The following is a 25,160-nucleotide window of genomic DNA, read 5'->3' on the forward strand; positions in this document are numbered from 1 at the left end:
CGGGTGAGCACACGCCTGCTCCCGCTGCTCATCGTCCTGATGGCGGCCGTACTGCTCGCGCTGGGCGTGCCCCTGGGCGTGAGCGTCGCCCGCGCGGAGCAGCAGAAGGTGGTCATCGACCGGATAGACGACACGGCACGCTTCGCGGCGCTCGCCCAGTTCGTCACCGAGGAGGTGCCGGGCGGGTCGCGCCCCACCACCACCGACGAGCGCCTGGCGACCTTGCAGACCGAGCTGACCAGCTACCACGAGGTCTACGGCATCAAGGCCGGCGTCTACTACCGCAACCACATCCCGATGGCCAACGCGCCGACGACCTGGTTCCTGCCGCAGACGGGCGAGGTGCGCGAGGCGTTCGACGAGGCGCTGCTCAGCCGCCGCAGCCACGACCCCCCGCAGGTCTGGCCGTGGCAGGACGGCACCCTGGTGGTGGCCTCGCCGGTCATCCGGGACGGGGACGTCGTCGCGGTCGTGGTCACCGAGTCGCCCACCGACTCGATGGCGTCGCGCATCCTGCGCGGCTGGCTGATCATCGGTGCCGGGGAGACGGCGGCGATGCTGCTCGCCGTGGGCGCCGCGCTGCGGCTGACCGGCTGGGTGCTCAGGCCGGTGCGCGTCCTGGACGCCACGACGCACGACATCGCCACGGGACGCCTCAAGTCCCGGGTCGCGCCGGCCGGCGGGCCGCCGGAGCTGAGGCGGCTCGCCCGGTCGTTCAACGAGATGGCGGACCACGTGGAGGACGTGCTGGAGCAGCAGCGCGCCTTCGTCGCCGACGCCTCGCACCAGCTGCGCAACCCCCTCGCGGCACTGCTGCTGCGCATCGAACTGCTCGCCCTGGAGCTGCCCGAGGGCAACGAGGAGATCGCCTCCGTCCAGACCGAGGGCAAGCGCCTCGCCCGGGTCCTGGACGACCTGCTCGACCTGGCGCTGGCCGAGCACGCCGAGGCCGACCTCAAGGTCACCGACATCGGCGCGCTGGCCGCCGAGCGGGTGGCCGCCTGGGCGCCGACGGCCGAGGCCAAGGGCGTACGGCTGGTGGGGGACTGCCCGCCGACCACGGCCTGGGCGGACCCGGTGGCGCTCTCCAGCGCCCTGGACGCGGTCATCGACAACGCGGTGAAGTTCACGCCCGCCGACGAGACCGTAGAGGTCGCGGTGGCCTCCACCGGGGACTCGGCGACCGTCGTCGTCACCGACGGCGGTCCCGGGCTGACCGACGACGAACTCGCACGGGTCGGGGACCGCTTCTGGCGCAGCGGCCGGCACCAGAACATCAAGGGCTCCGGCCTCGGCCTGTCCATCTGCCGCGCGCTGCTGGCGGCGGGCGACGGCTCGATCACCTTCGCCCACCACGTCCCCCACGGCCTGGAGGTGACGGTCACGGTGCCACGGTCGGGCCATACGGGGGAAGCGGCGGAGTCCTACGGTTTGACCGACCGGTAATAGCGCCGGGCGCCCTCGTGCAGCTCCAGCGGGTCGGTGTAGATCGCCGTGCGCAGATCCACCAGCTGCGCGGAGTGGACGTGCGCCCCGATGCCGTCGCGGCTGTCCAGGACCGTCCTGGTCAGCCACTCGGTGAGCCGCGGGTCCATGTCCGCGCGGGTCACCAGCAGGTTGGACACCGCCATGGTGGGCACCACGGCGCCGTTCTGCACGGTCGGGTAGGCCGACTCCGGCATGTTGGTGGTGCGGTAGTAGCGGGTCGCGCCGCCGGACTCGTGCAGCTCGGTGACCAGGTCCTCCGGGATGGGCACGAACCGGAAGGCCGAGGTCTCCGCTATCTGCCGTAGCCCGTCCGTCGGCACGCCGCCCGACCAGAAGAACGCGTCCAGTTCCTCGCCCAGCCGCCCGGGACCGGTGTCGATGCCGTCCGCGCGGGGCGTGATGTCCGTCTCCGGATCGATGCCCACGGCCTGGAGCAGCCGGGTCGCGATGAGCCGGACGCCCGAGTTCGGCAGCCCGATGGCCACCCGCTTGCCCCGCAGGTCGGCGACGGACTGGATGTCCGAGTCGCTCGGCACCACGAGCTGCACGTAGTCGTCGTAGAGGCGGGTGACACCGCGCAGTGCCTCGGCACCGGGCCGGTCGGCGAGCTTGTACGTCTCCACCGCGTCGGCCGCGGCGATGGTGAAGTCGGCCTCCCCGGACGCCACCCGCTCGACGTTCTCCTGGGACCCCGCGCTCGTCATCAGCCGCACCTTCAGGTCCGGCATGTCCTTGCGCAGCTCGGTGCGGAGCAGCTCGCCGTACTCCTGGTAGACCCCCGCCCGGGTGCCCGTGCTGAACGTGACCGTCCCGCCCGGCGGTTCCTCGCCCAGCGGCAGCAGCCACCACAGCAGCAGCCCGAGGGCGACGGCGCCGGCGACCGCGCCCCGGACGGCCCGGCGCCCGCCGATGCGGGAGAACAGCGAGGACATGTGCGCGATCCTGCCAGCCCGCACCCCGGCTGACCAGGGCCGAGGTCACACGGCCGGGGCGTCGGGACACCCGGGACCCGTTGTCGGTGGTGCTCGCTACAGTCGGCGGCATGAGTTCTTCGCCCGCCGACCTGGTCCGCGCCTTCCATCACGCCTTTGGACTGGACGCCCGCAGCGTCCCGACGGAGGTGTCGCCCGAGCTGGCCGCGCACAGAGGCGAGCTGCTCGCGGAGGAGGCCGCCGAGGTCGCCGAGGTGTCCGTGACGGGGCCGCTGGACCGGCTCGCGCACGAGCTGGCCGACGTGGTCTACGTCGCCTACGGCACGGCCCTCGTCCACGGCATCGACCTCGACGAGGTGATCGCCGAGATCCACCGCTCCAACATGACCAAGCGGGGCCCCGACGGCCGCGTCAGCCGCAGGGCCGACGGCAAGGTCCTCAAGGGCGACCACTACGAGGCACCCGACGTCGCGGGCGTCCTGCGCGGGCAGGGCTGGACGCCACGGACGCCGGTGGCCGGGGGGACACCGGACGCCTGAGGGGCGGCGCCGTGGAGCGCGGTGACCCCGGCACCTGGGTACCGGGGTCACCGCGCGCAGTCGGGTCGCGTCGCGCACGGGGCCACCGCGTGCGCGAGGGCGGTGGGTCAGTCGCCCACCGACGCCTCCGCTCCGGCCGGACGGGGCGTCCCGTCGGCCCCGCCGGGCAGGCCGGCGGAGTCACCGGGGCGGTCGGGGTTGCCACGACCGCGGAACAGGCGCATCGCCAGCGGCTCCGTGAAGCGGGCGGTGAGCGGGCCCAGCACGACCAGGATGAGCACATAGGCCGTGGCCAGCGGGCCCAGGGACGGCTCGATGCCGGCCGACACCGCGAGCCCCGCGATGACGATCGAGAACTCGCCGCGCGCCACCAGCGCGCCGCCCGTGCGCCAGCGCCCCTTCACGGAGATGCCCGCGCGCCGCGCCGCCCAGTACCCGGTGGCGATCTTCGTCACGGCGGTGAGCAGGGCCAGCGCCAGCGCGGGCAGCAGCACCGGCGGAATGCTCGCCGGGTCGGTGTGCAGCCCGAAGAAGACGAAGAAGACCGCGGCGAACAGGTCTCGCAGCGGACTCAGCAGCGTGTGCGCGCCCTCCGCGACCTCCCCGGACAACGCGATGCCCACGAGGAAGGCACCCACCGCCGCCGACACCTGGAGCTGCTGTGCGACACCCGCGACCAGGATCGTCAGGCCCAGCACCACGAGGAGCAGCTTCTCCGGGTCGTCGCTCGACACGAACCGCGAGATCAGACGGCCGTAGCGGACCGCCACGAACAGCACCAGACCGGCCGCCGCCAGCGCGACCGCCAGCGTGATGCTCCCGGTCATCAGACCGGCACCGGCCACCAGAGCCGTGACGATCGGCAGGTACACCGCCATCGCCAGGTCCTCCAGGACCAGCACGCTCAGGATCACCGGGGTCTCGCGGTTGCCGACCCGGCCGAGATCGCCGAGCACCTTGGCGATGACACCGGACGAGGAGATCCACGTCACGCCCGCCAGGACCACGGCGGCCACCGGACCCCAGCCCAGCAGCAGCGCGGCCACCGCGCCCGGCACCGCGTTGAACGCGCAGTCCACGAGGCCGGCCGGATAGTGGGACTTGAGGTTGGTGACCAGGTCGCCGGCCGTGTACTCGAGGCCGAGCATCAGCAGCAGCAGGATGACGCCGATCTCGGCGCCGGTGGCGACGAACTCCTCGCTCGCGCCCAGCGGCAGCAGCCCGCCCTCGCCGAAGGCCAGACCGGCCAGCAGATACAGGGGGATGGGGGAGAGGCGGTACCGACCGGCGAACCGGCCCAGCAGCCCGAGCCCCAGGATGATGGAACCGAACTCGATCAGCAGAACCGCGGAGTGCACCGGCTCACTCCTGCCCGAGTATCGCCGCGGCGGCGTCGACGCCCTCACGGGTGCCGATGACGATCAACGTGTCACCACCCACCAGCCGGAAGTCCGGTGCCGGCGACGGAATCGCCTCGGCCCGGCGCAGCACGGCGACGATCGAGGCACCGGTCTCCGTCCGCATGCACGTCTCGCCCAGCAGCCGTCCGTTCCAGCGGGAGGTGGCGCCCACCTCGATCCGCTCGGCGACCAGCCCCAGATCCGTGGTGTACAGCAGGTTGGCGCTGTGGTGGGACGGCTTGAGCGCGTCGATCAGCGCACCCGCCTCCGCCGCGGCCAGCCGCAGCGAGTGGGCGCAGGAATCGGGGTCGTCGGCCCGGTACACGTTCACCGTGCGGGCGCCGTCGCGGTGTGCCACCACCGACAGATGGCGGTGTTCGCGGGTCACCAGGTCGTACTGGACCCCGATACCCGGCAGCGGCGTCGCCCTCAGGCGTGGAGCTGACACGAGCTTTCCCCTCATTCGTCTTTCTTCTCCTGCCGCTCTTCGCACACGTGCGTGACGTGCTCACGGCCCCGCCATGCTGTCATCCACACGTACCGTGGCGATATGGGTGTCGTGACGGATATACGCAGCCGCACACGGTCGGCGAGGCTGGTCGAGGCGGTGTCGTGCGCGAAGGCCGGGAGGAGCGGGAAGAGGACCGTGTCGCTTTTCTGGCGGATCTTCTCGCTCAACGCCGCGGGTCTGGTCGTCGCCACCGCGCTGCTGCTCGGGCCGGTCACCGTCTCGACCCCGGTGCTGCGGCACGAGGCCCTGATCCTGCTCGGTGGCCTCGTGGTGCTGCTGGCCGGGAACGCGGCGGTGCTGCGCATCGGACTGACCCCGCTGCAGCGACTGGGCCGCGCGATGACCACCGCCGACCTGCTGGTCCCCGGCGCCCGTCCGACGGTCGCCGGTCCCGCCGAGGCGGCCGAGCTGATCGCCACGTACAACACGATGCTGGACCGTCTCCAGGCGGAGCGCGCCGCCGGAGCCGGCCGTGCGCTGCACGCCCAGGAGCGGGAGCGCCACCGCATCGCCCGCGAACTGCACGACGAGGTCGGCCAGACCCTCACCGCCGTACTCCTCCAGCTCAAGCGCGTCGCCGACCGGGTCCCCGGGGAGCTGCGCGAAGAGGTGTCGCTGGCGCAGGAGGCCACCCGGGCCGGGCTGGACGAGATCCGGCGCATCGCCCGCCGACTGCGCCCCGGAGTGCTGGAGGAGCTCGGTCTCGCCAGCGCCCTGCGCTCGCTCGCCGCCGAGTTCACGCACCACGGACTGACCGTCCACTCCCACGTCCCCGGCGACCTGCCCCCGCTCGCCCCGGAAGCGGAACTCGTGATCTACCGGGTCGCCCAGGAGGGCCTGACCAACACCGCCCGCCACGCCGCCGCCGACCGCGCGGAACTCCGCCTCCGCCCGCTGCCCGACGGCATCGAACTGCTCGTCCGCGACAACGGCACCGGTCTCGGCGACGCCCCCGAGGGCGCCGGTATCCGGGGGATGCGGGAGCGCGCCCTGCTGGTGGGAGCCGAGATCCACTTCGAGGCCGCCCCGGCGGGCGGCACCGACGTCCGGCTGCGCGTCCCGGCCCCGCTCAGGAGCCACAGCGCGGACCCGCCCACCTCCGCGTCCGACGCCCCGGTCGCCGACGCCCGGGCCTCCCACGCGGCGGACGAGGCACCCACGGCCGGCCGGACCGACCCGCGGCCCGACGGCGCGACGGACCACGCCCCACGAGAGGACCGCCTCCCGGATCAATTCCCCGACCGCTCCGCAGACCGGTTCCCCGACCACCCCGCGAACCGGTTCCCCGACCACTCCGCGAACCGATTCCCCGACCACCCCGCGGACCCGTCCGCGGACCGACACGCACGCCGACATACAGACCGCCCCGGAGACCGCCCTTGACGTCCGCACGGCCACCGATCCGCGTCCTGCTCGCCGACGACCACACCCTCGTACGCCGGGGAGTCCGGCTCATCCTGGACAGCGAACCGGACCTCACGGTCGTCGCCGAGGCCGGTGACGGGGCCGAGGCGGTCGCGGCGGCGCGGACCACCGAGGCCGACCTGGCCGTCCTGGACGTCGCCATGCCCCGCATGACCGGTCTCCAGGCGGCCCGCGAACTCTCCCGCCGCCTGCCCGAGCTGCGCATCCTCATCCTGACCATGTACGACAACGAGCAGTACTTCTTCGAGGCGCTCAAGGCCGGAGCCTGCGGCTACGTCCTCAAGTCGGTCGCGGACCGCGACCTGGTGGAGGCCTGCCGGGCGGCCGTGCGGGACGAGCCGTTCATCTACCCCGGCGCCGAGCGCGCCCTGGTCCGTTCCTACCTGGACCGTCTGCACGGCGGAGGCGGTCTGCCCGACCGGCCCATCACCGAACGCGAGGAGGAGATCCTCAAGCTGGTGGCGGAGGGCCACACCTCCAAGGAGATCGGCGAGCTGCTGTTCATCAGCGCCAAGACCGTGGAGCGCCACCGCGCGAACCTCCTCCAGAAGCTGGGTGTCCGGGACCGCCTGGAGCTCACCCGGTACGCGATCCGCGCCGGCCTCATCGAGCCCTGAGCGTCCCCGACCCTCCCCGACCGGCCTTGACCGGGCCCGATCCGGGTTGTCCACAGGGGGCCCGAGCCAGTGCCGCCGACCGCCTACCCTTAGTGCCATGAGCAGCATCGACCGGAGCCAGTCAGTGGGCGGCCCACGCACCTATGAAGTACGCACCTACGGGTGCCAGATGAACGTCCACGACTCCGAGCGATTGTCCGGTCTGCTGGAGGACGCGGGTTATGTCCGCGCCCCCGAGGGTGCCGACGGCGAGGCGGACGTCGTCGTCTTCAACACCTGCGCCGTCCGGGAGAACGCCGACAACAAGCTGTACGGCAATCTCGGGCACCTCGCCCCGAAGAAGGCGAGCCGGCCCGGCATGCAGATCGCGGTCGGCGGCTGCCTGGCGCAGAAGGACCGCGACACCATCGTGAAGCGCGCGCCCTGGGTGGACGTCGTCTTCGGCACGCACAACATCGGCAAGCTGCCGGTCCTCCTGGAGCGCGCCCGCGTCCAGGAGGAGGCGCAGGTCGAGATCGCCGAGTCGCTGGAGGCGTTCCCGTCCACGCTGCCCACCCGCCGCGAGAGCGCGTACGCGGCCTGGGTCTCCATCTCCGTCGGGTGCAACAACACCTGCACCTTCTGCATCGTCCCGGCGCTGCGCGGCAAGGAGAAGGACCGCCGTCCCGGAGACATCCTCGCCGAGGTCGAGGCCCTGGTCGCGGAGGGCGTCTCCGAGATCACCCTGCTCGGGCAGAACGTCAACGCCTACGGCTCCGACATCGGCGACCGCGAGGCGTTCAGCAAGCTGCTGCGGGCCTGCGGGAAGATCGACGGCCTGGAGCGCGTGCGCTTCACCTCCCCGCACCCGCGCGACTTCACCGACGACGTCATCGCCGCCATGGCCGAGACGCCCAACGTGATGCCGCAGCTGCACATGCCCCTCCAGTCCGGCTCCGACCCGGTCCTGAAGGCGATGCGCCGCTCCTACCGGCAGGAGCGCTACCTGGGCATCATCGAGAAGGTGCGGGCCGCCATCCCGCACGCGGCGATCACCACCGACATCATCGTGGGCTTCCCCGGCGAGACCGAGGAGGACTTCCAGCAGACGCTGCACGTGGTGCGCGAGGCCCGGTTCGCCCAGGCGTTCACCTTCCAGTACTCCAAGCGTCCCGGCACCCCGGCCGCCGAGATGGACGGCCAGATCCCGAAGGCGGTCGTCCAGGAGCGGTACGAGCGTCTCGTCGCCCTCCAGGAGGAGATCTCCTGGGAGGAGAACAAGAAGCAGGTCGGCCGCACCCTGGAGCTGATGGTCGCCGAGGGCGAGGGCCGCAAGGACGGCACGACCCACCGCCTCTCCGGCCGCGCCCCCGACAACCGACTGGTCCACTTCACCAAGCCCGACCAGGAGGTCCGCCCCGGCGACGTGGTGACGGTCGAGGTCACCTACGCCGCCCCGCACCACCTCCTCGCCGAGGGCGCGGTGCTCGACGTGCGCCGCACCCGGGCGGGCGACGCCTGGGAGAAGCGCAACGCGGCCGAGCAGGCCAAGCCCGCGGGCGTGATGCTGGGCCTGCCCAAGATCGGCGTCCCCGAGCCCCAGCCGGCCGTGGCGAGCGGCTGCGGCTGCGACTGACCCCGGGGCGTGCGGCCCCGGACCCCCGTCCGGGGTTACGCTGCCGATCATGCTTGTCGCAGCCGCCGTCTGTCCCTGCCCGCCGCTCCTCGTGCCCGAGGTCGCCGCGGGCGCCGCACCCGAGCTGGACGCCGCGCGCGCCGCGTGCACGGACGCGCTGGGTGTGCTCGCCGCCGCGCGGCCCGACCGGCTGGTCGTCGTCGGGCCCGCGGACGAACCCGGGCCCGAGAGCTACCCGCAGGGCACGCCGGGCACGTTCCGCGGCTTCGGGGTCGACCTCGACGTCCGTCTGGGCGCCGACCACGACCTGGAGACGGAGGGAACGGGACGCGGGCTGCCGTACGCGCTCGCCGTGGGCGCCTGGCTGCTGGCGCGGAGCGGATGGGCCGACGCCCCCGTCGAGGGCGTCGGGGTGGGGGAGGCACTGCCCGCCGAGCGCTGCGCCGCCGTGGGGCGGGACATCGCCGCCCGGCCCGGACGGCTCGCGCTCCTGGTGCTGGGCGACGCCAGCGCGTGCCGGACGCTGAAGGCTCCCGGGTATCTCGACGAGCGGGCGGCGCCCTTCGACGCGGAGGCGGCGCGGGCCCTGGGAGCCGCGGACTCCGCCGCCCTGGCCGCGCTGGACGTCACGCTGGCGCGCGAGCTGAAGGCGTCCGGCAGGGCCCCGTGGCAGGTCCTCGCCGGCGCCGCCGGTGACGCGGCCCTCGCCGGCACACTGCTGTACGAGGACGCGCCGTACGGGGTGGGATACATCGCGGCCGCCTGGTCGTAGCCGTAGCCGTAGCCGTAGCCGTAGCCGTAGCCGTAGCCGTAGCCATGGCGATGGCCATGGCCGTCCGGTCCCCCGCGCGCCGGCGGACGGTCCTCGGCCGCGTGGGCTCGTGACCGTCCGCCGGCGCGCGTGCGACCGGCCGGTGCCGAGGCGTGGGCGGACGGCAGGCCGATGTGCGACCGTCAGGAGGCCGGAGGCGGCCCGCCGGGCGGAGGACCGCCCGGGGTGGTGCCCGGCGCCGCTCCGCCGCCCTGCGTGCCGTCGTCCTTGTGGGCGAGGCGGCCCATGGCGTCCTTGGCCTTGCCGGTGCCCGTGTGGATCCGGTCGCTGTACTTGCCCTTGGTCCTCTCGTCGACGGTCCTCGCCACCTTGTCGAGACCGCGATCGATCTTGTCCTCGTGCTGCTGCGCGAGGTCGGAGACCTTGTCCTTCGCCGGTCCCAGCCTGGCCTTCAAGTTGTCCAGCAGACCCATGGTTCGCCTTCCCTCACGGTGCCGTCAGGTGCGGGCGCCCTTGTCGGCCTCGTTGTCGACGGCCTCCCCGGCGGACTGCTGCTTGGGGATGCCGACGCCGTCCGCCTCGGCGGCCTCGGCCGGCTGGTCGGCCTCCGGTGACCCGGCCGTGTCCCGCGGACCGGGGTCGGCCGCCTCCACGGTCTCCGCCGTCCTCTCCTCGGCCGCGCCCCCGGCTTCCGGGGTGTCGACGCGTGTCTCTTCGGCCGACGCGTCCTCGGTGGTCTTCGACCTCCGAAGAAGCCGTGCAAAAACGCCCATATCAACTCCATACGTTACTCGTGCGGGCGAATCCCCGCGGCATCCGGTGCGTCCGTCTGCGTGGCCGGGCCATGGCCCCGGTGGCCCGGGGGAGCGGGAACCTCGCAACGGGCAACGACCCCGGCCCGCCGTCGTCACGTAACTCGTTCGAGGGCCGGTTCGGAGGTTTGGGAGACTGGTGCCGTGAGCAGCGCACCCCCCGCCCCCCGCGTCATCGCCGTAGTCGGACCCACCGCGGCCGGAAAGTCCGATCTGGGCGTCTTCCTGGCCCAGCGGCTCGGCGGCGAGGTCGTCAACGCCGACTCCATGCAGCTCTACCGAGGGATGGACATCGGCACCGCGAAACTGACGCCCGAGGAGCGCGGCGGAGTCCCGCACCACCTCCTCGACGTCTGGGACGTGACCGTCACGGCGTCCGTCGCCGAGTACCAGCGGCTGGCCCGGGAGCGGATCGACGCGCTGCTCGCCGAGGGGCGCTGGCCGATCCTCGTCGGCGGCTCCGGCCTCTATGTGCGCGGTGCCGTCGACAACCTGGAGTTCCCCGGCACCGACCCCGAGGTCAGGGCCCGGCTGGAGGACGAGCTGTCCCGGCACGGTTCCGGGGCCCTGCACGCCCGGCTCGCCGCGGCCGACCCGGATGCGGGCCGCGCCATCCTGCCCAGCAACGGGCGCCGCATCGTGCGCGCCCTCGAGGTGATCGAGATCACCGGCCGGCCCTTCACCGCCAACCTCCCCGGCCACGACTCCGTCTACGACACGGTGCAGATCGGCGTGGACGTGGGCCGCCCCGAGCTGGACGAGCGCATCGCCCGCCGCGTGGACCGGATGTGGGAGGAAGGTCTGGTGGACGAGGTGCGCTCACTGGAGGCGCGGGGGCTGCGCGGGGGGCGTACGGCGTCGCGCGCCCTCGGCTACCAGCAGGTCCTCGCGGCGCTCGCCGGCGAGTGCACGATGGACGAGGCCCGCACCGAGACCGTCCGTGCCACCAAACGCTTCGCGCGCCGTCAGGATTCATGGTTCAGGCGCGACCCGCGGGTGCACTGGTTGAGTGGGGCTGTGGCGGATCGCACGGAACTTCCGCGGCTCGCGCTGTCGTTGGTCGAACGACCGGTTACAGCCTGATCACGTGATGGCATCGGGAAGCCCCGGCCGTCATCCGGGCCTTCGACGGCGTGCCATCATCGAGCTTCGATCGACCGAGTGAGTCCTAGTTGGGAGGGCGCGTGGCGATGGAGGCCGGCCCTCGCGACACCGCACCGAGCACCGAGCACGGTGCCGCCGACCGCGGCGGCCCGGACCCGGACGGAGCCGCCCTGACCTCCGACGGCCCCGACGAGGGGCCGGACGGCGTGGAGGGCGTCAGCGCGGACGGCCCCGAGCCCGCCGAGATGTACGGCGACGAGGTCGAGGTCGAGCTGCGCCCGCAGCGACGGCTGCGCATCTGGCAGCTCGCGCCCATCGTGGGCCTGGCCGCGGTGGGCTCCCTGATGTTCGCCTTCCCGCTCGCCTTCGACTTCGGCGACAGCGGCGCCGTCATCGCGATGCTGGGACTGCTGATCTGCTCCTGCGCGGCCGGCTGGGGCATGATGGCCGCCCGCCGGGTCGGCTACACCCTGCCGGGGCTGCCCCAGCGCGGCTCCGGGCGCCGTGCCGACTGGCGGATGATCCTCGTGTACGCCCTGGCGGTCGCCGCCGTCGTCGTCCTGGCCGTGTGGCGCGTGGCCCGCCTGCGCGGCTGACGCGAAGCCCCCGACGGACGGGTCCGTCACGGGCCCCGGCGCCCGGGTACGGGACTCACCGGGACCACCGCGCACCGACCCCTCGGCGCCACCCCGCGCGCGCCCGTCGGCCCCACCGCCCCCGCCGACTCCGAGACGCACGGGCCCACCGCCCCCGGCCCACGCGACGACCGGCGCGGACCCACGCCGCAAGCCCGAGCCACCGGCACCGATCCCGGTACAACCGGCCTCCATCCCGGTACGACCGGCACCGATCCCGCTACGACCGGCACGGTCCCCGCAGCCACCGGCACGCGTCCGGCGCCGCTCACCGGAGCCCGCCGACGCGGGGCCGGCCAGCTCGCACGCGGCCGCCCCACGACGCTCCGCCGCACCCACCCCGTACGATCGAGGAATGAGCACGCGGATCGCCTTCCTCAAGGGCCACGGCACCGAGAACGACTTCGTGATCGTCCCGGACCCGGAGAACGTCCTCGACCTGCCGCCCGCCGCTGCCGCAGCCCTGTGCGACCGGCGCGCGGGCATCGGCGGCGACGGTCTGCTGCACGTCGTGCGGTCCGCGGCCCACCCCGAGGCCGCGCACATGGCGGCCGAGGCGGAGTGGTTCATGGACTACCGCAACGGCGACGGCTCGGTCGCCGAGATGTGCGGCAACGGCGTACGCGTCTTCGCCCGCTACCTCCAGCGCGCCGGACACGCCGTCGAGGGCGACCTCGCCGTCGCCACGCGCGGCGGCGTGAAGACCGTCCACCTCGCCAAGAACGGCGACGTCACCGTCGGCATGGGCCGCGCGCTGCTCCCCGAGGGCGACGTCGAGGTGAGCGTCGGCGAGCGCAGCTGGCCCGCGCGGAACGTGAACATGGGCAACCCCCACGCGGTGGCCTTCGTCGCCGACCTCGACCACGCCGGCGACCTGTACACCGCGCCGCCGTTCCGGCCGGCGACCGCCTACCCGGACGGGGTGAACGTCGAGTTCGTCGTCGACCGGGGCCCCCGGCACGTCGCGATGCGCGTGCACGAGCGCGGCTCCGGGGAGACCCGTTCCTGCGGCACCGGCGCCTGCGCCGTGGCCGTCGCCACCGCCCGCCGGGACGGAGTCGACCCGGCCGTCACGGGCACCCCGGTGACGTACACCGTCGACGTGCCCGGCGGCACCCTGGTGATCACCGAGCACCCCGACGGCGAGATCGAGATGACCGGTCCCGCGGTGATCGTCGCCGAGGGTGAGTTCGACGCGGAATGGCTGGAAGGGGTACTCAGCTGAACCACAGCCCGGACCAAGACACTCAGTGCGAAAACGTAAACCCTCGGTCCATCGCTCGAATGGGTGATCCGTTTCACGCTCGGCGAGAGGCGGTCGGCCGTACGTGATGGGCTCGATAGCATCAAGCACCGGCCCGGACGGGGGAACCGCACCATCCCCTGAGCCGTGTCCGCCCCGGGATGCCCCGTCCGCCGGTCCACGCAGCCGGAGGTGCCCATGAACGCGGAGGCCGTGAATCCAGCGAGCCCAGGCCCGGTGCCGCCCGCGACCACCGGCGCCGGCGCGCCGTCCGCGCCCCGCAGGAAGGCCCGCCCCCGGATCGACCTGCGCCGCCTGGGCCGCGCCGCACTGCTCGGCTCCACCGCCCGCGGCCGCCAGCTGCCCGACGCCATCGGCCACGTCGTCGAGGCCCACCGCGCCCACCACCCCGACGCCGACCTCGACCCGCTGCGCCGGGCCTACGTCCTGGCCGAGTCCTCGCACCGCGGCCAGATGCGCAAGAGCGGCGAGCCGTACATCACCCACCCCCTCGCCGTCACCCTGATCCTCGCCGAGCTGGGCGCGGAGACCACCACGCTGACCGCGTCCCTCCTCCACGACACCGTCGAGGACACCGACGTCACCCTCGACCAGGTCGGCGAGCAGTTCGGCGCCGAGGTCCGCTACCTCGTCGACGGTGTCACCAAGCTGGAGAAGGTCGACTACGGCGCCGCCGCCGAGCCCGAGACCTTCCGCAAGATGCTCCTCGCCACCGGCAACGACGTCCGCGTGATGTCGATCAAACTCGCCGACCGGCTGCACAACATGCGCACCCTCGGCGTCATGCGCCGCGAGAAACAGGAGCGCATCGCCAAGGTCACCCGGGACGTCCTCATCCCGCTCGCCGAACGGCTCGGCGTCCAGGCGCTCAAGTCCGAGCTGGAGGACCTGGTCTTCGCGGTGCTGCACCCCGAGGAGTACGCGCACACCCAGCGGCTGGTCGCCGAGAACGCCGCCCGCGCCGAGGACCCGCTGGCCGAGGTCGCCGAGGACGTGCGCAAGGTGCTGCGCGAGGCCGACATCAACGCCGAAGTCCTCATCCGGCCCCGCCACTTCGTCTCCCTGCACCGCGTCTCCCGCAAACGCGACCCCCTGCGCGGCGCCGACTTCGGCCGCCTCCTGGTACTCGTCCAGGAGGACGCCGACTGCTACGCCGTCCTGGGCGAACTGCACACCTGCATGACGCCGGTCGTCTCGGAGTTCAAGGACTTCATCGCCGTACCCAAGTTCAACCTCTACCAGTCGCTGCACACCGCCGTCGCCCGCCCGCAGGACGGCCAGGTCGTCGAAGTCCTCGTCCGCACCCACCAGATGCACAAGGTCGCCGAGGCCGGAGTCGTCGCGCTCGGCAATCCCTACGCCCAGCCCACGGAGGACCAGGGCACCGGCGACGGCGAGCGCGTCGACCCGACCCGGCCCGGCTGGCTCTCCCGGCTGCTCGACTGGCAGCGGGGCGCCCCCGACCCCGACACCTTCTGGTCCACCCTCCGCGAGGACCTCGCCCAGGACCGCGAGATCACCGTCTTCCGTCCCGACGGCGGCACCCTCGGCCTGCCCGACGGGGCGACCTGCGTGGACGCCGCCTACGCCCAGTACGGCGAGGACGCCCACGCGGCCATGGGCGCGCGGGTCAACGGGCGCCTGGCGACCATGAGCACGGTGCTGCGGGACGGCGACACCGTGCAGCTCCTGATGGGACAGGACCCCGCTTCCGAACCTTCCCGGGAGTGGCTGGAGCACGCCCGTACGCCGGCCGCGCGGATCGCCATCCAGCGTCGGCTCGCGGCCCGCCCCGCGCAGGCGCCCGTCGAGGCCGAGGAGGCGTCCCGGCGCTCGGCGGCCCCCGACGCCCCCTCCGCCCGCCCGGCGACCGACGGACCGGCACCCCGCCCCGCCTCCGCCGACGTCCTCGCCGACCGGCCGGGGGCGACCGTACGGCTGGCCGGCTGCTGCACCCCCGTACCGCCCGACGAGATCACCGGCTTCGCCGTGCGCGGAGGAGTGGTGACCGTCCACCGCGCGGAGTGCGCCGCCGTGGACCGCATGCGGAGCGCCGGGCGCCCGGAGGTCGGCGTGCGCTGGGGCGAGAGCGCCCAGTGCCGGGTCACCCTGCTCGCCGAATCGTTCGGCCGCCCGCATCTGCTGGCCGACCTCACCGAGGCCATGGCCGTCGAAGGCGCCGAGATCGTCTCCGCGACCGTCGAGCCGCCCGACCGGCAGCGGGTCCGCCACACGTACACGGTCCTGCTGCCCGACGCGGCGCTACTGCCCGGCCTCATGCGGGCGATGCGCGACGTGCCGGGCGTGTACGACGTGAGCAGGGCACAGCCGCAGACCACGGGCGTCTGAGCCGGGCGCCAGGCGCGCGCCGTCTCCGGTGGCGCCCACCCCCCGAGGCGTACGTGCCCGAGGGGGAGGCACCCGTTCGGGTGTCACGGTCGCGCGTCGGCCCCGCGGCCCACACCCGCGCTGATAGCCGTGGGGCATGCCGCACACCCCGCACCCCCCGGCTCCCCGTTCCCGCGCGCGAGGCCGCCGCCGGCTCAGGGCCGCCGCACTGCTCGCCTCGGCCGTCTCCGTCTGCCTGGTCGCCGCGAGCGCCCCGCCGACCCCCCTCGGCGTCGGCGACCGCCTCTTCCCGCACCTGGGCAACCCCGGGTACGACGTGGCGGCGTACGACCTCTCCTTCACCTACTCCGGCAGCAACACCGAGCCGCTGCGGGCCGTCACCACCATCGACGCCCGGACCACGGCCGACCTGGACCGGGTCAACCTGGACTTCGCCCACGGGAAGGTCGACTCCGTGGAGGTCGACGGCGAGCCCGCCGGCTTCGCCACCGCCGGCGAGGACCTCGTCATCACCCCCGAGGACGCGCTCGACGAGGGGGAGTGGACGCGGATCACCGTGCGGCACACCAGCGACCCGGTGTACCCGGAGGACCGCGAGGGCGGCTGGGTGCGCACCGCCGACGGGCTCGCCATGGCCAACCAGGCCGACGTGGCCCACCTGGTCTTCCCCTGCAACGACCACCCCTCCGACAAGGCGAGCTTCACCTTCCGCGTCACCGCCCCGGACGGGCTCACCGCCGTGGCGAACGGCCTGCCGGCGGGCGTGGACCGCACCGGCGGCACGACCACCTGGACCTACCGGACCGCGCACCCCATGGCCACCGAGCTGGCGCAGGTGTCCATCGGCCGCTCCACGGTGCTGCACCGCACCGGCCCGCACGGGCTGCCCGTCCGCGACGTGGTGCCGACCGAGCACCGAGCGGCGCTCGAACCGTGGCTGGCGAAGACCCCCGGCCAGATCGCCTGGATGGAGGAGAAGGTCGGCCGCTACCCCTTCGAGACGTACGGGCTGCTCATGGCGGACGCCACCACCGGCTTCGAGCTGGAGACCCAGACGCTCTCCCTCTTCGAACGCGAGCTGTTCACCGAGCCCGGCTACCCGAAGTGGTACGTCGAGTCGATCATGGTGCACGAGCTGGCCCACCAGTGGTTCGGCAACAGCGTCGGCCCGGCCACCTGGTCCGACCTGTGGCTCAACGAGGGACACGCCACCTGGTACGAGGCCCTGTACGCGCAGGAGACCGCCGACAAACCCCTGGAGGCGCGGATGAAGGCCGCCTACGGCGCCTCCGACGGCTGGCGCGCCAAGGGCGGACCGCCGGCCGCCCCGAAGCCGCCCACTTCCGGCAGCAAGACCGGCATCTTCCGCGCCAACGTCTACGACGGTGCGGCCCTCGTGCTCTACGCCCTGCGCCAGGAGATCGGCCGCCCCGCCTTCGAGCGCCTGGAACGCGCCTGGGTCACCCGTCACCGGGACGGCACGGCGACGACCGCCGACTTCGTCCGGCTCGCCTCCGAGACCGCCGGCCGCGACCTGGGCGACTTCTTCCAGGGCTGGCTCTACGGCGAGAAGACACCGCCGATGCCCGGACACCCCGACTGGAAGCCGACGCCGGCCCCCGCACGGGCGGGCGGGGCATGAGCCGGGCACGGGCCGGGCGGCCGTCCGGTGACGGGCCGCCCGATAAGCCGGTGACGAGACGACCCGTGCCGTGCGACCATCTTCCGGACGGCGCGGTACGGACCGCGGGAATCTCCCCGGCGGCTCGTGCGTTGTGAAGAGTGTCGCAGCAGCACCACCGCGCGACTCGTCGATTCGTTTCCCAGCTACGTAAGGATCCAATGACCTCCTCTTCATCCCCTTCCCAGGCCACCAAGCGTCTCGAGCGGACCTACCCCGAGGGCCTCCGGGCCGATGCCCTGATGGAAGAGGACGTCGCCTGGAGCCACGAGATCGACTCGGAGTGGGACGGCGAGCAGTTCGACCGCTCCGACCGCGCGGCTCTCCGCCGGGTGGCGGGCCTGTCCACCGAGCTCGAGGACGTCACCGAGGTCGAGTACCGCCAGCTCCGTCTGGAGCGGGTCGTCCTCGTCGGCGTCTGGACCTCGGGCACCGTCCAGGACGCGGAGAATTCGCTGGCCGAGCTGGCCGCCCTCGCCGAGACCGCGGGAGCGCTGGTGCTCGACGGCGTCGTCCAGCGCCGTGACAAGCCCGACGCGGCCACCTACATCGGCTCCGGCAAGGCCCAGGAGCTGCGGGACGTCGTCGTCGAAACGGGCGCGGACACCGTCATCTGCGACGGTGAGCTGAGCCCGGGCCAGCTGATCCACCTCGAGGACGTCGTCAAGGTCAAGGTCATCGACCGCACGGCCCTGATCCTGGACATCTTCGCCCAGCACGCCAAGTCCCGAGAGGGCAAGGCGCAGGTCGCGCTCGCGCAGATGCAGTACATGCTGCCGAGGCTCCGCGGCTGGGGTCAGTCGCTGTCCCGGCAGATGGGCGGCGGCAAGGGCGGCGGCCTCGCCACCCGTGGCCCCGGTGAGACCAAGATCGAGACGGACCGGCGCCGGATCCGCGAGAAGATGGCGAAGATGCGCCGGGAGATCGCGGAGATGAAGACCGGCCGCGACCTCAAGCGCCAGGAGCGCCGACGCCACAAGGTGCCGTCCGTGGCCATCGCGGGCTACACCAACGCCGGCAAGTCCTCGCTGCTCAACCGCCTCACCGGCGCGGGCGTGCTGGTGGAGAACGCGCTGTTCGCCACCCTCGACCCGACCGTGCGCCGGGCCGAGACGCCGAGCGGCCGCCTGTACACGCTGGCGGACACCGTCGGCTTCGTCCGGCACCTGCCGCACCACCTGGTCGAGGCGTTCCGCTCCACGATGGAGGAGGTCGGCGACTCCGACCTGATCCTGCACGTGGTGGACGGTTCGCACCCGGCCCCGGAGGAGCAGCTGGCCGCCGTGCGCGAGGTGATCAGGGACGTCGGCGCCACCGACGTGCCCGAGATCGTCGTGGTCAACAAGGCCGACATGGCGGACCCGCTGGTCCTCCAGCGGCTGCTGCGCGTCGAGAAGCGGTCCATCGCGGTCTCGGCCCGCACCGGCCAGGGCATGGACGAGCTGCTCGCCCTGATCGACAGCGAGCTGCCCCGCCCGGCGGTCGAGATCGAGGCGCTGGTGCCGTACACCCACGGCAAGCTGGTCGCCCGTGCCCACGACGAGGGCGAGGTGATCTCCGAGGAGCACACCCCGGAGGGCACCCTCATCAAGGTGCGGGTGCACGAGGAGCTGGCGGCGGAGCTCACACCGTTCGCCCCGGCACCGCTCGCCTGAGCCTGAGCCCGAGAGCCCGGCACAGCCGTACGACGAAGGGCCCGCCCCCTGGCTGGGGGCGGGCCCTCCGTCATGGCACACGCGGGGTCACTGACCGCCGTAGGTCCGGCTCATGTTCTGGTACATCGCCTCGGCCTCCCGACCCAGCTGCGGTCCCGCCAGCCAGGTGTTGTCGAGCGGGCCGATCGAGGTGTTCGACACCAGCTTGGTCTCGCCGTCCACCACCCGGAACCAGCCGCCGCCCGACGAACCGCCGGTCATGGTGCAGCCGATGCGGTACATGGTCGGCAGCGACGGGCTCAGCGACAGCCGGCCGGGCCGGTCGACGCACTTGAACATCTTCAGCCCGTTGTACGGCGGGGCCGCCGGGTAACCCCAGGCGCCCATGCTGGAGACCTCGGTGGCGGAGGGCGCGGAGAAGTCCACCTCCAGCGCGGCGCCGACCGTCTCCTCCAGCGACTTGTCGCCCTGCTCCGGCTTCACGTGCAGCACGGAGTAGTCGTGCGCGGCGCCGTCACCGCCCTCCTCCGAACCGCCCTGGATCCACTGGTTCGAGGTGGACGCCCAGTCGGCCCACCACGTGCCGTACGGCGCCATCTCGGTGGTCGTCGCCCCGGCCAGCTCCGTCTCGGACTTGCCGAGGTCGTTGTACGACGGCACGAACGCGATGTTCCGGTACCAGCCGCCGCTGCCGCCCGCGTGCACGCAGTGGCCCGCCGTCCACACCAGGTTGGACTTGCCCGGGTGGTTCGCGTCCTTGATCACCGTGCCGGAGCAGACCATCGACCCCTCGGGGGAGTCGAAGAAGACCTTGCCGACCGGCGCCGCGTTGTCGTGGTACGGCGTCTTCTCGGCCACGGCCTCGACCGGCTCGGGCTCGGGATCGCTGACGCCCTGGTCGGCGGCGGTGTCCTTGGTGGTGACCGTCTTGTCGGCCTCCTTCGCGGACCGCATCCGGTCCGGCTTCCACAGACCCTCGATCACCGGATTGACGAAGTCCTTGGCCTCACTGAGCCACTTGTCCTTGTCCCAGTCCTTCCAGCCGCCGTCCTTCCACCGGTCGACATCGATGCCGTGCTCCTGGAGCCGGTCCGCGAGGTCGGCCGGGACCTGGACCCCGCCGTCACCGGTGTCACCGGCGTCGGCCGCCCGGGAAGCGCCGCCGTCGGGCTTCGCGTCGGCCTCGTCCTTCTCCGAACCGCCGCACGCGGTGGCGGTCAGCGCCAGGGCGGCGACCAGGCCGGCGGCGGCGAGGACGGTGCGCCGCCGACGTGGTGCGGCGGGCATGGGTGCGGAACGCATGGTGGATCGACCCCCGTTGGAACGTGTGAAAGTGGAACGGAACGTACAGATGTCGTCGTGCGCTGGGCTCAGCGCGCGCTCACCGGCCGGCGAACTTGCCGCTCACCGCGTCGAACACGCCCTTGGCCTCCTCGCCCAGCCGCGGACCGGCCAGCCAGCCGGCCGTCACCGGGCCGATCGAGGTGTTGGACACCAGCGCGGGCTCACCGTCGGAGCCGTTCGCGATCCAGCCGCCGCCGGACGAACCACCGGTCATGGTGCAGCCGATGCGGTACATCGTCGGGTCGGAGGCGTTGATCGACAGCCGTCCGGGCTTGTCCTGGCACTGGTACAGCTTCTGACCGTCGTACGGCGGCGCGGCGGGATAGCCGATCGCCTTCATGCTCTCGATCTCCGGTACGGCGGGCGCCTTGAAGTCGACCGGGAGCGCCGCGCCGACCGTCTCCTCCAGGGACTTGCCCCCGCTGCCCTTCTCCGGCGTCACATGGATCACGGCGAAGTCGTAAGCGGCGCCGTCACCTCCGGTCGACCCGCCCTGCTCGATCCACTGGTCCGAGGTCTGCGCCCAGTCGCCCCACCAGACACCGTAGGGAGCCATCTCCTCCTTGGAGGCGTTCGCCAGCTCCTCGAGCGACATGCCCGCGTCGTTGTACGACGGCACGAAGGCGATGTTGCGGTACCAGCCGCCGTTCTTGCCGGCGTGCACGCAGTGACCCGCCGTCCAGACCAGGTTGGACTTGCCGGGGTTGGCCGGGTCCTTCACGACGGTCGCCGAGCAGACCATCGAACCCTTGGGGGAGTCGAAGAGCAGCTTGCCGGCCGTCGCGGCGCTGTCGTGGTACTTGGGCGGCACGGCCTGCGCGTCCACGGGCGCCGGCTCCGGGTCGGTGACGCCCTGGTCACCCGAGATGTCGCTCTCGTCGACCTCCTGGTCCGGTTCCTCGGCCTCCCGCATGCGGTCCGGGTCCCACAGGTCCTCGATGATCGGGTTGACGAAGTCCTGGGCCTCGCGCAGCCAGTCGTCCTTGTTCCAGTCCTTCCAGGCGCCGTTCCGCCACTTGTCGACGTCGATCCCGTGTTCCTTGAGCTTGTCCTTGATGTGGTCCGGGATCCGGATCTCGCCGTTGCCGGCGTCCGCGGACGCGGAGGCCGACGCGTCGCCGCCCGCCTCGGGGTCGCCGGACTCGCAGGCGGTCGCGGTGAGCGCGAGCGCGGAGACGAGGGCCACGGTGACCGGCACGGGGGAGGTCCTGCGCCGCCCGCGCCGGTGCCCGCGCGTGGTGAACGACGGCCGTATGGATCGCATGGTGATGACTCCCCCTGGTGTGAACTGCACTGGAACGGCACCACACACTATGCGGTCGCTGTGGGGGAGTTCCGACGGTACGGCAACGGTTCGGATACAAGCGGCCTGACCAGGCACGCCCGTTGCGGAGAGGAATCGGGCAACCCGTAACCGGGCGGGCCGTCGCGGGTTGTAGCGGTGGGGGCCCGCTGCCCGGTTGCGGCCCACCGTGCCGAGGGCGCCCGCGGGTCGGACGCGTCCGGACAGCGGGAGGTCGGTGCCGTGACGAAGAGCGCAGTGCGCAGGGGGACCGTGCGCGAGGGAGCCCCGGCGCGCGGGGCGGTGCGCGACGCCGCGGCCGACGCACGCGCGCGCGTCCTGCCGGTCGTCCCGGTCCGCGCCCGGGGACTGACCATCGAGGGTGCGGACGGCCGCCGTTACCTCGACTGCGTCTGCGGTGCGGGCGCGCTGGCCCTGGGGCACAACCACCCGGTCGTCCTGCGGGCGATCCGTGAGGTCCTGGACGCGGGAGCCCCCCTCCAGGTCATGGACCTCACCACCCCCGTCGAGGACGCCTTCGTCGCCGAACTGACGCGGACGCTGCCGCCCGGCCTCGCCGGCCGTGCCCGGGTCCGCTTCTGCGAACCGGCCGGGAAGGACCCGGTCGCCACCGCCCTCGCCATCGCCGCCGCGCCGGCCGGTGCCGTCACCGGCCGGACCGGGGTGCTCACCTCCACGGACACCGGCCACGGGTCCGGGCCCTCGACCGAGGACCGGGCGCCGGGAGCGGCACGGCCCGCCGGGACCGTCCTCGAACCGGTCCGGGGCGAGGCCGGGGTGCTTCCGGCGCCCGACGCCCGGATGCGGGAGATGCGCCGCGCCACCGCCGAGCGGTCCGTCCCCCTGATCGTGGACGAGACCGAGACGGGTGTCGGTCGGACCGGTGCCTTCTGGGCGGTCGAGCACAGCGGGATCACCCCCGACGTCATGGTCCTCTCCGGGGCGATCGGCGGCGGCCTGCCCCTGGCCGCCGTGGTCTACCGCGACGACCTGGAACCGGGGGGAGCGCACGCGTTCCGCGGCAATCAACTGGCCCTGGCCGCGGGCGCGGCCACCCTCGCCCACGTACGCGAACACCGTCTCGCCGACCACGCCGCGGCCCTGGGAGGCCGGACACTGGCCCGACTGCGAAGCCTGGCCGAGGAGTTCTCCTGCGTCGTCGACGTCCGGGGGCGCGGACTGATGATCGGCGTCGAGCTGACCGCGCCGGACGGCCGGGCCGACTCCCGCCGGCGGGGCGTCCGTTCCGCCACCGCCGTCGCCGTCCAACGGGAGTGCCTGCGCCGCGGTCTGATCGTGGACCGGGTGGGCCCGTCCGGGAACGTCGTACGCCTGCTGCCGCCGCTGACGGTCACCGAGGAGCAGATGTCGGCGGTGCTGGAACGCCTCGCCGAGGCGCTGCAGGCGGTGGAGCGGAGTCCGGACGGCCATGGACCGCCGGGTGCGGTGCGGGCCGCGTCCGGCGTGGGCGTCTGACGGTCCCGGCCGCGCGGGGGCCCGGCCCGTGCGCCTGACTCCCAGGTGCCCGGTCCGCGCGTCCGGCCTGTGCGCTTGGCCCAGCCGTCCGGCCCGTGCGCCTGGCCCAGGAGCCCGGTCCGCGCGCCTGGCCAGGTGCCCGGCCCGCGCGCCCCGCTCAGGCGTCCGGTCCGCGCTCCCGCGCACCTCACCGCGGCCCCGGCTCCACCGGCCCGCTCCCTCCCACCCCGCGACCCGGCCCCGCCGGTCCACCCCCCCACAAGCCGGGCCCGCAGCCCAGGCATCGGCACGTCCCTAGGAACCGCGTTGCACACCACCCCCTCACCGGACCCCGCGGCCACCGCGCACGCCGGGCCGGACCCCGTCGCCGTACCCGCTCCCGCCACACCCTCCGACGCGCCCGGCGAGTTCGTCCCGCACCCCGATCCGTACGCCGATGCGCAGGCCGCGGCCGTGGAGAACCTGCTGCGCTGCTGGGCCCGTGAGACCGACGCGCCCGCCCCGGCCGACGGCGTCCTCGCGGTACCCCTGCCGGCCAGCGGCACCGCCCTGACCGTGCCCGTCCGCTACTGGTCGCCGACGGGCCTGCACCGCTTCGGCACGCCGCGCCTGGCCGGCGCGCCGTTGTCGGCGCCGCCCGTCGACGCCGTCACCGTCGCCGCGCTGCTCGTACGGGAGACGGCCGGCGGCAGAGGGGACCACGGGGCCGACCTCGTGGCCCGCGTCGCCGACTCGGTCCGGCGCACCGCCGCGATCCTCCGCGACCGGCCGGCGCGCCCGGTGCGCGCTCACGGCGCCCCGGCCCCCGCCCGCGAGGCCGGTGCCACCGGTACCGACCTCTTCCTCACCGCCGAGCAGGCCCTCGTCCTCGGGCACCCGCTGCACCCCACGCCCAAGAGTCGGGAGGGCCTCACCGACGCGGAGGCGCTGCGGTACTCACCCGAACTGCGCGGCTCCTTCCCCCTGCACTGGCTGGCCGTCGCCCCCTCCGTCCTCGCGACCGACTCGGCCTGGACCGAGCGCGGCCGGCCGGTCACCGCGCCCCGGCTCACCGCACGCCTCGCCGGGGACGGGCCGGCGCCACCGGACGGATACGCGGTCCTGCCCCTGCACCCCTGGCAGTTCCGTGCCGTACTGGACCGGCCGGCGATCGCGGCCCTGCTGGACGCCGGACTGATCAGGGACCTCGGTGTCCGGGGCGCCCGCTGGCACCCCACCTCCTCCCTGCGGACCGTCCACCGCACCGGCGCCCCCGCCATGCTGAAGCTCTCCCTGGCCCTGCACATCACCAACTCACGCCGGGAGAACCTGCGTAAGGAACTGCATCGCGGCGTCGAGGTGCACCGCCTGCTGCGCCGGGGACTGTCCCGCCGGTGGCGGTCCGCCCACCCGGACTTCGACATCGTCCGCGACCCCGCCTGGCTCGCCGTCGACGCACCGGACGGCGGGCCCGTTCCGGGGCTCGACGTCGTCGTCCGGCACAACCCCTTCCGGCCCTCGGACGACGTCACCTGCGTGGCCGGACTCGTCGCGCCGGACACCGACCGGCCCGCCGCGCGGGTTCCCCGCTCCCGGCTGGCGGGGATCGTCACCCGGCTCGCCGGGCGGACCGGGCGCCCCCGCGCTGCGGTGGCCGCGGAGTGGTTCCTGCGCTACCTCCGGCACGTCGTACGGCCCGTGCTGTGGCTGGACGCCCACGCCGGGATCGCCCTGGAGGCGCACCAGCAGAACACGCTGCTCCTGCTGGACGCCGACGGCTGGCCGGCCGGCGCGCGCTACCGGGACAACCAGGGCTACTACTTCCGCGAGTCACGGCGCGCGGAACTGGACGCCCGGCTGCCCGGCATCGGCGCCCGCAGCGACACGTTCGTCGCCGACCGGGTCACCGACGAGCGCTTCGCCTACTACCTCGCGATCAACAACGTGTTCGGCGTCATCGGCGCCCTCGGCTCCCAGCAGCTCGCCGACGAGCGGCTGCTGCTCGCCGCCTTCCGCCGGTTCCTCGCCGACGCCGCCGCGGACCCCGCCCTGCGGCACGGCCCCCTGCCCGCGCTGCTCCTCGACTCGCCGGTGCTCCGCTGCAAGGCCAACCTGCTGACCCGGCTGCACGGTCTGGACGAACTCGTCGGGCCCGTGGACACCCAGTCCGTCTACGTCACGATCACCAATCCCCTGCGCTGCTGAGCGGGCCGCTTCCCCGCCGATCCAGTTCCTTCCCCCCTCCCGCCGACGACCCCG

General features: G+C 73.5%; 20 protein-coding genes and 1 pseudogene. 14 read left to right on the top strand and 7 right to left on the bottom strand.

Annotated features, from left to right (window positions below; translation table 11 throughout):
• Positions 1-3: 3 nt before the first annotated feature.
• A complete protein-coding gene (locus ACFZP7_RS25645) occupies positions 4-1,446 on the top strand; it encodes a HAMP domain-containing sensor histidine kinase (RefSeq protein WP_109204385.1) in 1,443 nt (480 codons plus the stop codon).
• Here ACFZP7_RS25645 and ACFZP7_RS25650 read toward each other — a convergent pair.
• On the bottom strand, positions 1,425-2,420 hold the full coding sequence (locus ACFZP7_RS25650) for a TAXI family TRAP transporter solute-binding subunit (RefSeq protein WP_019325780.1): 996 nt from the start codon (positions 2,418-2,420) through the stop codon (positions 1,425-1,427). The genes ACFZP7_RS25645 and ACFZP7_RS25650 overlap by 22 nt on opposite strands.
• Before the next feature lie 110 nt (positions 2,421-2,530).
• Here ACFZP7_RS25650 and ACFZP7_RS25655 point away from each other — a divergent pair, with 110 nt between their 5' ends.
• On the top strand, positions 2,531-2,959 hold the full coding sequence (locus tag ACFZP7_RS25655; protein ID WP_385635945.1) for a MazG nucleotide pyrophosphohydrolase domain-containing protein: 429 nt from the start codon (positions 2,531-2,533) through the stop codon (positions 2,957-2,959).
• Between the two features lie 107 nt (positions 2,960-3,066).
• Here the strand turns inward: ACFZP7_RS25655 and ACFZP7_RS25660 are convergent, their stop codons facing one another.
• The gene (locus ACFZP7_RS25660) at positions 3,067-4,317 is read right to left on the bottom strand and encodes a cation:proton antiporter (RefSeq protein WP_019325782.1); all 1,251 of its coding nucleotides are present in this window, start codon (positions 4,315-4,317) and stop codon (positions 3,067-3,069) included.
• A gap of 4 nt (positions 4,318-4,321) precedes the next feature.
• Complete coding sequence (locus ACFZP7_RS25665; RefSeq protein WP_019325783.1) at positions 4,322-4,807, bottom strand: cation:proton antiporter regulatory subunit; 486 nt, start codon at positions 4,805-4,807, stop codon at positions 4,322-4,324.
• A gap of 102 nt (positions 4,808-4,909) precedes the next feature.
• Between ACFZP7_RS25665 and ACFZP7_RS25670 the strand changes: the two are divergent.
• From ACFZP7_RS25670 to ACFZP7_RS25685, 4 genes and pseudogenes are all read left to right on the top strand, one after another.
• Positions 4,910-5,959 (top strand): annotated as a pseudogene (locus ACFZP7_RS25670) (sensor histidine kinase); the annotation flags it as partial.
• Positions 5,960-6,249: 290 nt separating this feature from the next.
• Positions 6,250-6,912 (top strand): response regulator transcription factor, encoded by a 663-nt coding sequence (locus tag ACFZP7_RS25675; RefSeq protein WP_019325785.1) that lies wholly within the window; start codon positions 6,250-6,252, stop codon positions 6,910-6,912.
• 97 nt (positions 6,913-7,009) lie between these two features.
• Positions 7,010-8,527: a tRNA (N6-isopentenyl adenosine(37)-C2)-methylthiotransferase MiaB gene (gene miaB / locus ACFZP7_RS25680; RefSeq protein WP_046251170.1), complete on the top strand. Its 1,518-nt coding sequence runs from the start codon at positions 7,010-7,012 to the stop codon at positions 8,525-8,527.
• A gap of 49 nt (positions 8,528-8,576) precedes the next feature.
• Positions 8,577-9,299, top strand: coding sequence for a class III extradiol dioxygenase subunit B-like domain-containing protein (locus ACFZP7_RS25685; RefSeq protein WP_385635948.1), 723 nt, complete (start codon positions 8,577-8,579; stop codon positions 9,297-9,299).
• A 182-nt stretch (positions 9,300-9,481) separates the two neighbouring features.
• Here ACFZP7_RS25685 and ACFZP7_RS25690 read toward each other — a convergent pair whose 3' ends face one another.
• Both ACFZP7_RS25690 and ACFZP7_RS25695 read right to left on the bottom strand, forming a co-directional pair.
• Positions 9,482-9,772, bottom strand: a complete 291-nt coding sequence (locus ACFZP7_RS25690) for an antitoxin (protein ID WP_385635951.1) — start codon at positions 9,770-9,772, stop codon at positions 9,482-9,484.
• A 24-nt stretch (positions 9,773-9,796) separates the two neighbouring features.
• A complete protein-coding gene (locus tag ACFZP7_RS25695) occupies positions 9,797-10,072 on the bottom strand; it encodes a hypothetical protein (RefSeq protein WP_109204381.1) in 276 nt (91 codons plus the stop codon).
• 183 nt (positions 10,073-10,255) lie between these two features.
• On the opposite strand from ACFZP7_RS25695, the gene miaA reads away from it, so the two are divergent.
• The 6 genes from miaA (at position 10,256) to hflX (ending at position 18,799) form a co-directional block, all read left to right on the top strand.
• Entirely contained in the window at positions 10,256-11,194 is a 939-nt protein-coding gene (miaA, locus tag ACFZP7_RS25700; RefSeq protein ID WP_385635954.1) for a tRNA (adenosine(37)-N6)-dimethylallyltransferase MiaA, read from the top strand.
• A 107-nt stretch (positions 11,195-11,301) separates the two neighbouring features.
• Positions 11,302-11,811, top strand: coding sequence for a hypothetical protein (locus ACFZP7_RS25705; protein WP_019325791.1), 510 nt, complete (start codon positions 11,302-11,304; stop codon positions 11,809-11,811).
• A gap of 394 nt (positions 11,812-12,205) precedes the next feature.
• Positions 12,206-13,075: a diaminopimelate epimerase gene (gene dapF, locus ACFZP7_RS25710; RefSeq protein WP_385635956.1), complete on the top strand. Its 870-nt coding sequence runs from the start codon at positions 12,206-12,208 to the stop codon at positions 13,073-13,075.
• Positions 13,076-13,291: 216 nt separating this feature from the next.
• Complete coding sequence (locus tag ACFZP7_RS25715; protein WP_031015402.1) at positions 13,292-15,463, top strand: bifunctional (p)ppGpp synthetase/guanosine-3',5'-bis(diphosphate) 3'-pyrophosphohydrolase; 2,172 nt, start codon at positions 13,292-13,294, stop codon at positions 15,461-15,463.
• Between the two features lie 136 nt (positions 15,464-15,599).
• Positions 15,600-17,105, top strand: coding sequence for a M1 family metallopeptidase (locus tag ACFZP7_RS25720; protein WP_223780600.1), 1,506 nt, complete (start codon positions 15,600-15,602; stop codon positions 17,103-17,105).
• A 200-nt stretch (positions 17,106-17,305) separates the two neighbouring features.
• Positions 17,306-18,799 (top strand): GTPase HflX, encoded by a 1,494-nt coding sequence (hflX, locus tag ACFZP7_RS25725; protein WP_031015406.1) that lies wholly within the window; start codon positions 17,306-17,308, stop codon positions 18,797-18,799.
• Positions 18,800-18,886: 87 nt separating this feature from the next.
• Here the strand turns inward: hflX and ACFZP7_RS25730 are convergent, their stop codons facing one another.
• Positions 18,887-20,101, bottom strand: a complete 1,215-nt coding sequence (locus ACFZP7_RS25730) for a serine protease (protein ID WP_127441334.1) — start codon at positions 20,099-20,101, stop codon at positions 18,887-18,889.
• 79 nt (positions 20,102-20,180) lie between these two features.
• The gene (locus ACFZP7_RS25735) at positions 20,181-21,407 is read right to left on the bottom strand and encodes a serine protease (protein ID WP_029393370.1); all 1,227 of its coding nucleotides are present in this window, start codon (positions 21,405-21,407) and stop codon (positions 20,181-20,183) included.
• 261 nt (positions 21,408-21,668) lie between these two features.
• On the opposite strand from ACFZP7_RS25735, the gene ACFZP7_RS25740 reads away from it, so the two are divergent.
• Both ACFZP7_RS25740 and ACFZP7_RS25745 read left to right on the top strand, forming a co-directional pair.
• Positions 21,669-22,922 (top strand): aminotransferase class III-fold pyridoxal phosphate-dependent enzyme, encoded by a 1,254-nt coding sequence (locus ACFZP7_RS25740; protein WP_385635961.1) that lies wholly within the window; start codon positions 21,669-21,671, stop codon positions 22,920-22,922.
• 306 nt (positions 22,923-23,228) lie between these two features.
• A complete protein-coding gene (locus ACFZP7_RS25745; RefSeq protein ID WP_385635964.1) occupies positions 23,229-25,106 on the top strand; it encodes an IucA/IucC family protein in 1,878 nt (625 codons plus the stop codon).
• Positions 25,107-25,160: the final 54 nt, after the last annotated feature.

Source organism: Streptomyces sp. SudanB5_2050 (assembly GCF_964272335.1).
Lineage (GTDB): Bacteria > Actinomycetota > Actinomycetes > Streptomycetales > Streptomycetaceae > Streptomyces > Streptomyces rochei.